The organism is Mycolicibacterium canariasense (assembly GCF_002101555.1).
Classification (GTDB): Bacteria; Actinomycetota; Actinomycetes; order Mycobacteriales; family Mycobacteriaceae; genus Mycobacterium; species Mycobacterium canariasense.
The window spans coordinates 1-12,360 of sequence record NZ_LQOL01000079.1 but is presented as its reverse complement, the minus strand read 5'-3'; the positions used below and the strand labels follow the sequence as shown (position 1 = coordinate 12,360).

Here is a 12,360-nt window from a genome sequence, read left to right as displayed (position 1 = left end):
GATCACATCCTGAAGACGCCATAAGACACCGGCTCCAGCGGGGCCTGTGCGACAACCGAAAGGGCCAAACCGACAACGGTTCTGGTGTCGGCGGGGTCGATGACGCCGTCGTCCCACAGGCGTGCGGTGGAGTAGTACGGATTGCCCTGCGCCTCGTACTGGGCCCGGATCGGCGCCTTGAACGCCTCTTCCTCCTCGGACGTCATCTCACCGCGCACGGTGGCCAGCACCGAGGCGGCCTGCTCACCGCCCATCACCGAGATCCGCGCGTTGGGCCACATCCACAGGAACCGGGGCGAATACGCGCGCCCGCACATGGAGTAGTTGCCGGCACCGTAGGAGCCGCCGATCACGACGGTGAGCTTGGGCACCCGTGCACAGGCCACGGCGGTGACCATCTTGGCGCCGTGTTTGGCGATGCCGCCGGCCTCGTAGTCACGGCCGACCATGAATCCGGAGATGTTCTGCAGGAACAACAACGGGGTGTTGCGCTTGTCGCACAGCTCGATGAAGTGGGCGCCCTTGACCGCGGATTCCCCGAACAGCACACCGTTGTTGGCGATGATGCCCACCGGGTGGCCGTGGATGCGCGCGAAACCGGTGACCAGTGTGGTGCCGTATTCGGCCTTGAATTCCGCGAACTCACCAGCCCCGGGGGCGAGCGGAGCGACGGGGGAAGGGCCATCGACGATGCGGGTGATCACCTCGTGTACGTCGTAGGGGACGCGGGCGTCGGTCGGCACGACGTCGTAGAGCTCGGTCTGGTCGGCCACCGGGTCGACGGTGGGCACCACCTCCCACGGCGGATCGCACCGCGGGCCGAGGGTGGACACGATGCGCCGCACGATGCGCAGGGCGTCGCGGTCGTCGCGGGCCAGATGGTCTGTCACACCGGAGATCTTGGAATGCAGGTCGCCGCCGCCCAGTTCCTCGGCCGTGACGACCTCGCCGGTGGCGGCCTTCACCAGCGGTGGTCCGCCCAGGAAGATGGTGCCCTGGTTGCGCACGATGACGGCCTCGTCGCTCATGGCGGGTACGTACGCGCCGCCGGCGGTGCACGAGCCGAGCACCGCGGCGATCTGCGGGATGCCCTGCGCGCTCATGGTCGCCTGGTTGTAGAAGATGCGGCCGAAGTGTTCGCGGTCGGGGAACACCTCGTCCTGACGGGGCAGGAAGGCGCCACCGGAGTCCACCAGGTAGATGCACGGCAGCCGGTTCTGCGCGGCGATCTCTTGTGCGCGTAGGTGTTTCTTGACGGTGATCGGGTAATACGTGCCGCCTTTGACGGTGGCGTCGTTGGCCACGATCATGCATTCGCGTCCGGACACCCGGCCGATACCGGCGATCAGGCCCGCACCCGGGCAGTCCCCGTCGTACATGCCGTGGGCGGCCAGCGGCGCGATGTCCAGGAAGGGGCTGCCGGTGTCGAGCAGCCCGTCGACCCGGTCCCGCGGAAGCAGCTTGCCCCGGCTGACGTGGCGGTCGCGTGCCTTCTCCGGTCCACCGAGGGCGACCTCGGCCAGTTTGGTGCGCAACTCGTCCACCAGGGCGACGTGTGCGTCGCGATGTGCCATCGCAGAACCCATTTCAGTTGAGTTAATGACGACTAACTCGTGGTATGTTAATCACGACTAACCGAAATGTCTACAGCCGGACGGAGGCCGCGCATGACGATGCAAACCCCGCGCAGCAAGGCCAAATCCGACCGCCGCGATCAACTGATCGCCGCCGCCGAACGCCTCATCGCCGAACATGGCTACCTGGCGGTGCGGCTGGAGGACATCGGGTCGGCCGCGGGTGTCAGCGGTCCCGCCATCTACCGGCACTTCCCCAACAAAGAAGCGTTGCTGACCGAACTCCTGGTCGGGATCAGCACGCGGCTGCTCAGCGGCGCCACCGAGGTCGTCGCGGCCGCCGACGATGCCCGCCAGGCACTCGATGGGCTCATCGACTTTCACCTCGACTTCGCGCTCGGCGAATCCGACCTGATCCGCATCCAGGACCGCGATCTCGCGCATCTGCCCGCGCAGGCCAAACGCCAGGTCCGCAAGGCACAGCGGCAGTACGTGGAGATCTGGGTCGACGTGCTGCGCCGGCTCGACGACACCCTGGACGAGGCCGACGCCCGGCTCAAATCTCAGGCCGTGTTCGGATTGCTCAACTCGACCCCGCACAGCGTCAAGGCACCCACGCTCACCCACAGCTCGCGGGCGGTACTGCGGGCGATGACGGTCGCCGCGCTGGCCGCCACGCCGTAGCTGCCGCGGGCAGGGCAGTGTGACCGCACGGCGCCGCATCGCCGGGCCGCGCGGGTACCCTGCAGCCATGAGGTGGGCATGACCAATTCACCACGCGGCGATGAGCCGACCCAGCGCCTTGACGGCGGCTACGGCGACGCTTATCCCGGCCATCCCGGCTATCCGGGTTACTCCGACCCCGCGTACGCCGGTCAGGGCCCCTACGGCACACGGCCCACCGAACCGCTACCCGCCTATCCGGCCTACGACCCGGCCTATGCGGCCGGTCCCTACGGGGCACCGCCCCAGCAACCGCCGCTGCCCGGTGACCCGGCGCCCCCGGACGGCCCGCGCCCACCCCGCTGGCTGTGGTTCCTGGCGGCCATCGCCATCGTCGCGGTGCTCGCGTTGGTCATCGCGCTGGTGATCGTCAACAGCTCCCAGCAGGACACCGTGGTCGCCCCGGTGCCCTCGCTGACCGAACCGACCACCACCGCGCCGACCACCACACGCCGGCCGACCACCTCCACCGTCCCGGCGCCGGTACCGTCCTCGTCGCCCACCACCCCCACCACACCGGGCGTACCCGGCGCCGATCCGAGCGCCACCGAGACCGTGGTGTACGACGTCTCGGGCACCGGCCGCGCCATCAACATCACCTACGTCGACACCGGCGGCGTGCTGCAGACCGAGTTCAACGTGCTGCTGCCGTGGAGCAAGCAAGTGGACCTGACCAAACCGGCCAAGGGTTCGGCCAGCGTCAGCATCATCAATGTCGGGCGGCAGGTCAGCTGCTCGATCACCATCGACGGCGCGCAGGTGCAGCAGCGCAGCGGGTCAGGCCTGACGATCTGCAGCCCGATCGGCTGACCCGCGCGGGGTCTTCACCCCGAGCATCAGCAGCAGACCGAGGATCAACACCACGCACAACCCGCCCATCCCGGCGCGGTCGCTGTGGAACACGTCGATGAACAACGCGAACAGCGCCGGTGCCAGGAAGGTCGCTGCCCGTCCGGTCATGGTGTACAGGCCGAAAGCCACGCCTTCCTTGCCCTCGTTGGAGATGCGCAGCATCTGCGTGCGCGCCGCCGACAGGGTCGGCCCCACGAACAGGCACAGCAGCAGCCCGCACACCCAGAACGCGAGCGGACCGGACAGCGTCATCAGCGTCAGCCCCACCACGATCATCAGGCTCAGCGCCCCGATGATCACCGGCTTGGCGCCGATGCGGTCGTCCAGCCAGCCGCCGGCCACTGCGCCCGCGGCGGCCACCAGGCAGGCCGCCACACCGAACAACAGCACCGTCGCCGGCGAGATGCCGTACACGTTGACGCCGAGCACCGCGCCGAAGGTGAACACCCCGGTCAGCCCGTCGCGGAACACCGCACTGGCGATCAGGTAGTAGACGACGTTGCGGTCGCGTCGCCATTCCGCTTGCACCTCGGCCCACAGCGTGCGGTAGGCCGCCGCGATGCGGACCGGGCGGTGCGCGGGATCGGCGGGTGGCGCCGGCGCGGTGAGCAGCAGCGGCAGCGCGAACACCAGCAGCCACACCGACGTCAGCACCATGGCGGCCCGGACGTTCTGGCCGTCATCGGTGGGTAGGCCCAGCAGCCCGCCGTCGCCGACGATGAAGCCGAGGTAGACGATGAGCAGCAACGCCACGCTGCCGCCGTACCCGACCGCCAGGCCCGCGCCGGACACCCGGCCGGAGTTCTTCGGCGTGGTCAGCTGCGCCAGCATCGCGTTGTACGGGACGGTCGCCAGGTCATTGCACGCCGCGATCATCGCCAGCAGGGCCAGCCCGGCCCACAGGTAGTGGTAGTCGGAGCGGATCAGGGTCGTGGACGCGACCAGCGCCGCCGCGACCACGGTGAGCGTGACCAGCGCCCGGCGGCGCCGGTGCGCGGCGTCCACCCAGATGCCGGTGACCGGTGCCAACACCGCGACGACGATGCCGGCGACGGTCAGCGCCCGGCCCAGCCAGCTCGCCGGCGTCGTGTCCCCTGGCAGGTCCTTTCCGACGGCACTGGTCAGGTAGACGGAGAAGACGAAGGTCACGACGATGGCGTTGACGCCGGTGGCACCGCAGTCGTACAGAACCCACGACAACACTTGCGAACGCCGCGCCCCGCGCGACTCCGACACGGGGCTGCTCATGGCCGCCACCCTATAAGTCCTTACGATTTCGGCATGCCTGTACCCGCACCCCACCCCGACGCCCGCGCTGTTGTCACCGGCGCCTCCCAGGGCATCGGTGAAGCCCTCGCCGCGGACCTGGCCTCCCGGGGCCACCATCTGATCATCACGGCCCGCCGGGGCGAGGTGCTGACCGAGCTCGCTACCCGGCTCACCGATACGTACGGCGTGACCGTGGAGGTGCGCGCCGTGGACCTGGCCGATCCGGCCGCCCGTGATGTGCTCTGCCAGGAGCTGGCCGGCCGCAACATCTCGATCCTGTGCGCCAACGCCGGCACCGCCACCTTCGGTCCGGTGGCCAAGCTGGACCCGGCCGGCGAGAAGGCACAGGTCCAACTGAATGCCATTGCCGTGCATGATCTGTGCCTGGCTGTGCTGCCCGGGATGATCGAACGCAAGGCCGGTGGCATCCTGATCTCCGGCTCGGCGGCGGGCAATTCGCCGATCCCGAACAACGCCACCTACGCGGCCACCAAGGCCTTCGCGAACACCTTCAGTGAGTCGCTGCGCGGCGAACTCAAGGGCACCGGCGTGCACGTCACGTTGCTGGCGCCCGGCCCGGTGCGCACCGATCTGCCGGATGCGGATGAGCGCTCGCTGGTGGAGAAGCTGATCCCGGACTTCCTGTGGATCAACACCGAGTACACCGCGAAGCTGTCGCTGGACGGGTTGGAGCACAACAAGATGCGCATCGTGCCCGGGCTGACGTCCAAGGCGATGTCGGTGGCCAGCGGGTACGCGCCGCGCGCCATCGTCACGCCGATCGTCGGTGCGGTGTACAAGAAGCTCGGCGGCGACTGATTCGGCTCCGATTGTCCGCTTGGGACACGGTCTTCCAGCAGACGCGTGCCCTGAGTGGACATTCGACGTCTACCGGCGTCGGCGGCCCGTCCCGAAGATGCTGCGGGTGATCTCGCGGCCGATCACCGTGCCGGCCGAGCGCATCGCGCTCTTGAACGCCGGGCTCTCCACCATCTTCTCCAAGAACCCGGGCTCGGCGGCGTTGCGCGCTGTCGCCGTGCCCTCGATCTCGGCGCCACCGGTGCTCACCGGCGGAGGCAGCTGATCGACAGGAGCCGGCGGTGGCGCCAGCTTGGCGTTGAGCTTCTCGTAGGCCGATTCCCGGTCGATGGTCTGCCCGTAGGTGGCCTGCAGCGGACTGGCCGCCGCGGCCGCCTTGATCGCGTCCGGGCCGATGGTGTCCATCAGCGATCGCGGCGCCCGCATTCGGGTCCAGGCGACCGGCGTCGGAGCCCCACGCTCGGACAGCACCGTGACGATCGCCTCGCCGATGCCCAGCGACGTCAGCGCCGACTCCAGGTCGTACACCGTCGTCTTCGGGTACGTCCGCACCGTCTTGGTGAGCGCCTTCTGGTCATCGGGGGTGAAGGCCCGCAGCGCGTGCTGCACCCGCGCACCCAGCTGGGACAGCACGTCGTTGGGTACGTCGGTGGGCAACTGGGTGCAGAAAAATACGCCGACCCCCTTGGAGCGGATCAGCTTGACCGTCTGCTCGACCTGCTCCAGGAACGCCTTGGACGCGTCGGCGAACAGCAGGTGCGCCTCGTCGAAGAAGAACACCAACTTGGGCTTGTCGACGTCCCCGACCTCGGGCAGCGTGGTGAACAGGTCGGCCAGCACCCACATCAGGAAGGTGGAGAACATCACCGGCCGCGCCGCCTGGGCACCCAGTTCCAGCAGCGAGATGACGCCGCGACCCTGTGCGTCGAAGCGGATCAGGTCCTTGGGTTCCAGCTCGGGTTCACCGAAGAAGGTGTCGGCCCCTTCGGCCTCCAGATTCACCAGGGCCCGCAGGATCACCCCGGCGGTGGTCGGCGACACCGCGCCCAGGTTCTTGAGTTCGGGCTTGCCCTCGTCGCTGGTCAGGTACTGGATGACGGCTCGCAGGTCCTTCAGGTCCAGCAGCGACAGCCCCTTCTGGTCGGCCCAGTGGAAGATCAGGCCGAGGGTGGATTCCTGAGTAGCATTGAGTCCCAAGACTTTCGACAACAGAATGGGCCCGAAACTGGTGATGGTGGCCCGCACCGGCACACCGATGCCCTCGGTACCCAGCGACAGGAACTCCACCGGGAACGCCGTCGGTGTCCAGTCGTCACCGGTGTCCTTGGCGCGCTGGGCGGTCTTGTCCCCCGGCTCCCCGGGCCGCGACAGACCGGACAGATCGCCCTTCACGTCGGCCATCAGCACCGGCACCCCGGCCGCCGACAGTTGCTCGGCCATCACCTGCAGTGACTTCGTCTTGCCGGTGCCGGTGGCGCCCGCGATCAGACCGTGGCGATTGACGGTGGCCAGCGGGATACGCACCGACGCGCCGGGGTCGACGACACCGTCGACCACCACGGTGCCCAGCTCCAAGGCCTGTCCCTCAACGGCGTAACCTGCGGCGATCTGCTGAGCGGGGGTCGCGGTCGATTCTGAGGTCATGGCCAGACCCTACTGAACGACCACCTATTTGGGTGGGTGCGGGCAGCTAATTAGCGAGGGTGCGAATACTGTGGATCGCTGTGCGTGAAGAACTGGTCTGGATCGACTGTGAGATGACCGGGCTGGACCTCAAGTCCGACCGGCTCATCGAGATTGCGGCCCTGGTGACCGACGCCGACCTGAACATCCTCGGCGACGGCATCGACGTGGTGATCCATGCCGACGAGGAGGCCTTGTCCGGCATGGTCGACGTGGTCGCCCGGATGCACGCCAGCTCCGGCCTCGACAAAGAGGTGCTGGCGTCGGACATCGACCTCGCGACCGCCGAGAAGATGGTGCTCGACTACATCCGCAGCCACGTCAAACAGGCCAAAACGGCACCGCTGTGCGGCAACTCGATCGCCACCGACCGCGGTTTCATCGCGCGCGACATGCCCTTGCTCGACGAGTACCTGCATTACCGGATGATCGACGTCAGCTCCATCAAGGAACTGTGCCGGCGCTGGTACCCGCGGATCTACTTCGGGCAGCCGGCCAAGGGCCTGGCACACCGCGCGCTGGCCGACATCCACGAGTCCATCCGCGAGCTGAAGTACTACCGCAGCACCGCCTTCGTGCCCGCCCCCGGTCCGTCTACCAGCGAGATCGCCGCGGTGGCGGCCGAGCTGGGTCCGCCGCAGGCCGACACCGGAGAAACCGATTCGGTTGTGGAGCAGTGAGCCGCTAGTATCTACAACGCCGCTCGCGCGGCAATGGTGGCTGTAGTTCAGTTGGTAGAGCACCAGGTTGTGATCCTGGCTGTCGCGGGTTCGAGTCCCGTCAGCCACCCCGATAGGTCAGGGGCCCGTTCAGGGCCCCTGACCTTTTTCGTCACCACGTCACCAGATCCCGGACCTCCCGCAACGCCGGGCGCAACGCCCGGATCACCACATCGCGATGGGCATCCGGGGCGACGACGAAGCCGAAGCGCAGACCCGAAGGTGCGCTCCCGGTCAGCATCACTTACATCCGTAAGTGATGCTCGCTCCGGACGACAGCCTCAGTTAGCCGTCGACGCCTGCTTTCACCGAGGCGCGGCCAGCACCCCGCGCGATGACTTTCGGGAACGCTCGGAGTCAACACCATCATGACGACTTCAGCCAAACCTCCGGTGGTCGACCACCACACCTGGCGCGCCGCCCTCGACGATCTGCGCGTCCGGGAAAAGGCGGCCACCCGCGAACTGGATGCCATCGCGGCCGCCCGCCGGCGGCTGCCGATGGTCGAGATGCCCAAGTACGTGCTCACCGGGGCGGACGGGCCGGTGTGCCTGGCCGAGGTGTTCGGCGGCCGCTCCCAGTTGATCACCTACCACCACATGTGGACCGACGGCGCGGAGTGGCAATGCGGCGGCTGCACCGGCTTCACGTCGCAGTTCACCAGACTGGACTTCCTGGACAACTACGACGCCCGTTTCGTCGTCGTCACCAACGGGCCCATCGACGAGGCACTGGCCTACCGGAAGAAGGTGGGCAACAAGATGACCTGGTACTCGTCGGCGGGCTCCACCTTCGGCGCCGACATCGATGCGCCACCCGGTGGCGGCTTCGCGGTGAATGTCTTTCTGCGGGAAGGGGAAACGGTGTACCGGACTTGGCACACCAACGGCCGCGGCACCGAACAACTCAGCCACAGCTTCGCGCTCATCGACCTGCTGCCCTACGGCCGTCAGGAGGAATGGCAGGACTCCCCGGACGGCTGGCCGTCCCGGCCCACCTATTCGGGCTGGCTGGACAGCCCGGACGTCGCTCGCATCTATGGAGAGGAACTCGCATGACCGATCAGCGCTACGTCGTCACCCGCACCATCCCGGCACCGCCATCCAGAGTGTTCGCCCTACTCAGCGATCCGGCACGGCATCGCGACACCGAGCCCGGGGACTGGGTGCGCGATGCCGTCGATCCGCAACCGATCACCGGTGCGGGCCAGGTGTTCGCGATCAACATGTTCCTGGAGCAGGCCGGCGGCCATTACGTCATGCACAACGTGGTCGACGAATTCGTGCCGAACCGCACCATCGGTTGGAAGCCCGGTCAGCTCGACGAGTCCGGCGAGGTGGCGCTGGGCGGCTGGTGGTGGCGCTATGACCTGACCCCCAACGGCGACGGCACCGACGTCACGCTCACCTACGACTGGACGGCCACCCCGCAGGAGTTCGCCGATGCGATCGGCGGCATGCCGCCGTTCCCGGTCGACTTCATCGGCGAATCGCTTGCCACCCTGGAACGTTCACTCACCCAGGCCTAGCCTGGCACCTTGTCCAGGAAGCCGACCACGGCCCGGATGCGGCCGTCCTCGTCGGTGAACAGCACGTCGAACCCGACGATCACCGGCTCGGCGTCGCGGGGTCCGAGGCCCCACTGGAACCGGGTGTGCGCGTGGTGGCTGTCCGGTCCACTGACCAAGGTGAAGACAAATCCGGGGAACTGGCCGTGCACGGCGTCGATCGCGGCGAAGATCCCGTCGTGACCGCCGACCTCGGCGAGCGGATCGACGTAGGTGGCATCCGTGGCCCAGTGCTGGTCCAGCAGGGCCTTGCGCGTCGGCGCATCGGTGGCGTTCCAGGTGTCGAGGTAGGCGGACACGATATCGGTCATGGTCGGCGCTTTCTGTCGTGGAATGAAGCTGGACACAACCAGATTCACTGCACGGCCGCGCATTGTCGATTACCCGGGAGGTAACCGCTCAGTCGTTGGCGTTGCCGGCCTTCCACTGCGGCCACGGGATGTTCCAGTCCCCCAGACCGTCGGTACCCGGCAGCGGCGACCCGACGGTGCCGACAACTTCCACGATGTCACCGCGCCTGGTGTTCTCGTAGAACCACTGCGCATTGCTGGTGCTGACGTTGAGGCAGCCGTGGCTGACGTTGCTGTAGCCCTGGCTGCCCACCGACCACGGCGCGGCGTGCACGTAGATGCCGCTGTAGGACATCTGCGTGGCGTAATCCACCTCGGTGCGATAACCGTTGGGCGAGTTGACCGGAACGCCGTAGGTCGACGAATCCATGATCAGGTGTGAGTACCGGTCGCCGATGATGTAGGTGCCGTTGTTGGTGGGCGTACTGTTCTTGCCCATCGAGATCGGCATGGTCTTGACCACCTCACCGTTGCGGCGCACCGTCAGCGTCTTGGTCGCGTCGTCGGCGGTGGCGATGACCTGATCACCGATGGTGAAGTGGGTGGATACGTTCTCCTGCCCCATCAGACCGCCGCCCAAGTCCACCCCGTAGGTGTTGACCTCGACCTTGACATCGGTTCCGGGCTTCCAGTATTCGGCTGGGCGCCAACGAACTTCGCGATTGCTCAGCCAGTAGAAGGCGCCCTCGACATGCGGTTTGGTGGTGACCTTGATCGCCTTCTGCGCCGCGAGGCGGTCGGGGATGTTCTCGTCGAACCGGACGGCCACCGGCTGCCCGATCCCGACGACCTCGCCGTCGTTGGGCAGCACGTACGGCATGGTCAGGTTCTCGGGCGAATGCGTCTCGAAGGTCATCTCCCGGCTCGTCTCACCACCGAGGCCCAGGGACCGCGCGGTCAGAGTGTAGCGGGTGTTGTAGTCGAGCGGGTCCGTCGTCGCCCACGTCAAGCCGTCAGGGGTGAACTTGCCCGCCACCGCCGCGCCCGACGAATCGACCATGCTGACCGCGCCCAGCACTCCGCCCTCGGCGCTGACGGTCACCGGGGCATCGACGGTCACCCCGACCGCGCCGTCGGTCACCGACGCGTTGAGCTTGGGCACCAGCAGGTCGCCGAACGGGGTGCCCTTGTCGGTGATGGTCTGCGGCGCCGCCGGCGGTTGGTTGCTGGAGCAGCCCGCCAGCACGGCGGCGGCAGCCACGGCCAGCACGGCCGCCAAGGTCGCGCCCCGACGCACCCCGCCCCACGGTGTGACCTGCACCATTACCCTCACTCCACCCATCACCGCCACACGTTCGCAGCAACTTGCCAGCATTCTAGGGGAATTGGGGAACGTCGGCGCACCCGCTGAGACCGGCGCTCAGACGGCGTGCGCACCCCGTCCTTCATGCGGATTTCACCTCGCGCGGTGGGGCCTGTTATTGTTCCACACGCGCGCCGTTAGCTCAGTTGGTAGAGCAGCTGACTCTTAATCAGCGGGTCCGGGGTTCGAAACCCTGACGGCGCACTGGTCAGAGGCGGTACCGGCGGTTCAGGTGTACACATAACTGTACACAAACCGCTGGCACCGCCTCTATCGTTTGTTCGGAGTACATGGCCGTGCACCATCTGTGAAGCGCCTGCCGACTTCCGTCTGCGGCAATTACCATCAATCCATGGGTGGTAACGGGGTCGCACCAGCTGGATGGTACCCAGACCCCTCCGGGGGACCAGACAAACGCTACTGGGACGGCAACCAGTGGCTAGAAGTAAAACCGGCACCGCCGCGCCCGACATGGCAGAAGATCCTGATCGTCGCGGCACCCGTGCTTCTCGTCGGCGGATGCATGGGGCTTCTCTTCGGTTCAAGCGGCAGAAGCTGGGACGACATTTCGCAGCAGACCGAGGCCGAGATGGCGTGTGAGGATGCGGTCAAGGCGCGGCTCAAGCATCCCGATGTCGCCGACTTCGACCACGTTTTGTATCGGCGTTCGTCGGGGGATTCGGCGGCTGAGGTGCGTGGTGTTGTGAAGACGGTGAATGGGTTCAATGCACCGGTTCGGGTGACGTACGGCTGTCAGGTGTCCGGTAAGTGGGCGACGGTCAGCGAATTGTTGGAACCATGAAGCGCCGAACCGCCCCCAGCCGCGAGACCGGGGGCGGTTCATCTTCGTGCCCTATGGGTGTCCTGTCCGACCCCGCGGTAGTCGACCATCCGGCCAACAAACCTATCTGGGAGACCTGACCCCTTATCGGGCTTACCGGATGGATAGATCCGGTAATTGCTTAGATCCTAACCCCGAGTTGGCGAGCGGTCCACGCATTGGGTTCAGCGGGTCGGGGTAGCGTTTCATTCCTCCTCTTCGTCGAACATTGGTTCGCTCCCCTCGTCTTCGTCGAACAACCAGTCGCTGGAAACGCGCTGTCCGGCGGCGAACTCAGCCAGGCCGGTTAGGGTCGCGTTGTACAGCTCGCGGTCTTCCAAGACAGCGCTTTCAGACTCGTGATAAACGATGCTGACGTCACCGTGTTTCGCGCGCCACGCTGCGCGCTGCCGCTGCGCCATAAGGCTCATCTTGTAGAACTTCACCGCCGTCCGAAACGCCTGCGCGTGACTGCGAACAACTGTCGGGACCATCCCCCGATTTTACTGCGGTGCTCTGACAGATTGGCGGCCTAGCATTCACCGGGGGGTGGGTTTGTTGGGGGTGTTTTCCCCTACCGTTTAGGGTTGAACACCCGTAATGGTCGCGCCGTTTCTGAGATAACTAACCAGTTCGGGGTTCTAAATGTCCTCATCTGAGCTGGTGGGCTTGGGGTGAGTG

At 66.8% G+C, this 12,360-nt stretch carries 14 protein-coding genes and 2 tRNA genes; 9 read left to right on the top strand and 7 right to left on the bottom strand.

The features are described 5' to 3' along the window. Positions 1-2: 2 nt before the first annotated feature. On the bottom strand, positions 3-1,574 hold the full coding sequence (locus AWB94_RS26565; RefSeq protein WP_409365978.1) for a carboxyl transferase domain-containing protein: 1,572 nt from the start codon (positions 1,572-1,574) through the stop codon (positions 3-5). 93 nt (positions 1,575-1,667) lie between these two features. On the opposite strand from AWB94_RS26565, the gene AWB94_RS26560 reads away from it, so the two are divergent. Together AWB94_RS26560 and AWB94_RS26555 are read left to right on the top strand one after the other, a co-directional pair. Further along, entirely contained in the window at positions 1,668-2,258 is a 591-nt protein-coding gene (locus tag AWB94_RS26560) for an SACE_7040 family transcriptional regulator (RefSeq protein ID WP_062657965.1), read from the top strand. Between the two features lie 78 nt (positions 2,259-2,336). Next, positions 2,337-3,107 (top strand): MmpS family transport accessory protein, encoded by a 771-nt coding sequence (locus AWB94_RS26555; RefSeq protein ID WP_109762396.1) that lies wholly within the window; start codon positions 2,337-2,339, stop codon positions 3,105-3,107. Here AWB94_RS26555 and AWB94_RS26550 read toward each other — a convergent pair. Further along, positions 3,075-4,397 (bottom strand): MFS transporter, encoded by a 1,323-nt coding sequence (locus AWB94_RS26550; RefSeq protein ID WP_062657967.1) that lies wholly within the window; start codon positions 4,395-4,397, stop codon positions 3,075-3,077. The genes AWB94_RS26555 and AWB94_RS26550 overlap by 33 nt on opposite strands. A 33-nt stretch (positions 4,398-4,430) precedes the next feature. On the opposite strand from AWB94_RS26550, the gene cmrA reads away from it, so the two are divergent. After that, entirely contained in the window at positions 4,431-5,237 is an 807-nt protein-coding gene (gene cmrA, locus AWB94_RS26545; protein ID WP_062657968.1) for a mycolate reductase, read from the top strand. A gap of 69 nt (positions 5,238-5,306) precedes the next feature. Here the strand turns inward: cmrA and AWB94_RS26540 are convergent, their stop codons facing one another. Further along, on the bottom strand, positions 5,307-6,881 hold the full coding sequence (locus tag AWB94_RS26540; protein WP_062657969.1) for a helicase HerA-like domain-containing protein: 1,575 nt from the start codon (positions 6,879-6,881) through the stop codon (positions 5,307-5,309). A gap of 80 nt (positions 6,882-6,961) precedes the next feature. Between AWB94_RS26540 and orn the strand changes: the two genes are divergently transcribed. After that, complete coding sequence (gene orn / locus AWB94_RS26535) at positions 6,962-7,600, top strand: oligoribonuclease (RefSeq protein ID WP_062657970.1); 639 nt, start codon at positions 6,962-6,964, stop codon at positions 7,598-7,600. A gap of 36 nt (positions 7,601-7,636) precedes the next feature. Beyond that, positions 7,637-7,709 (top strand) — tRNA-His (locus AWB94_RS26530). 42 nt (positions 7,710-7,751) lie between these two features. On the opposite strand, the gene AWB94_RS36150 is transcribed toward AWB94_RS26530, so the two are convergent. Beyond that, positions 7,752-7,880 (bottom strand): hypothetical protein, encoded by a 129-nt coding sequence (locus tag AWB94_RS36150; protein WP_264021540.1) that lies wholly within the window; start codon positions 7,878-7,880, stop codon positions 7,752-7,754. A 127-nt stretch (positions 7,881-8,007) separates the two neighbouring features. On the opposite strand from AWB94_RS36150, the gene AWB94_RS26525 reads away from it, so the two are divergent. Continuing rightward, positions 8,008-8,697 (top strand): DUF899 domain-containing protein, encoded by a 690-nt coding sequence (locus AWB94_RS26525; protein ID WP_062657971.1) that lies wholly within the window; start codon positions 8,008-8,010, stop codon positions 8,695-8,697. Continuing rightward, on the top strand, positions 8,694-9,167 hold the full coding sequence (locus tag AWB94_RS26520; protein WP_062657972.1) for an SRPBCC family protein: 474 nt from the start codon (positions 8,694-8,696) through the stop codon (positions 9,165-9,167). The genes AWB94_RS26525 and AWB94_RS26520 overlap by 4 nt, the downstream gene beginning before the upstream one ends. Here the strand turns inward: AWB94_RS26520 and AWB94_RS26515 are convergent. After that, a complete protein-coding gene (locus AWB94_RS26515; protein WP_062657988.1) occupies positions 9,164-9,517 on the bottom strand; it encodes a nuclear transport factor 2 family protein in 354 nt (117 codons plus the stop codon). The genes AWB94_RS26520 and AWB94_RS26515 overlap by 4 nt on opposite strands. 88 nt (positions 9,518-9,605) lie before the next feature. Next, positions 9,606-10,820 (bottom strand): L,D-transpeptidase, encoded by a 1,215-nt coding sequence (locus AWB94_RS26510; protein ID WP_062657973.1) that lies wholly within the window; start codon positions 10,818-10,820, stop codon positions 9,606-9,608. Positions 10,821-10,990: 170 nt separating this feature from the next. Between AWB94_RS26510 and AWB94_RS26505 the strand changes: the two genes are divergently transcribed. Together AWB94_RS26505 and AWB94_RS26500 are read left to right on the top strand one after the other, a co-directional pair. Next, positions 10,991-11,063, top strand: a tRNA-Lys gene (locus tag AWB94_RS26505). A gap of 148 nt (positions 11,064-11,211) precedes the next feature. Continuing rightward, positions 11,212-11,661, top strand: coding sequence for a DUF2510 domain-containing protein (locus tag AWB94_RS26500; protein ID WP_084395304.1), 450 nt, complete (start codon positions 11,212-11,214; stop codon positions 11,659-11,661). 224 nt (positions 11,662-11,885) lie between these two features. On the opposite strand, the gene AWB94_RS26495 is transcribed toward AWB94_RS26500, so the two are convergent. Next, positions 11,886-12,173, bottom strand: coding sequence for a hypothetical protein (locus AWB94_RS26495; protein WP_062657975.1), 288 nt, complete (start codon positions 12,171-12,173; stop codon positions 11,886-11,888). Between the last annotated feature and the right edge of the window lie 187 nt (positions 12,174-12,360).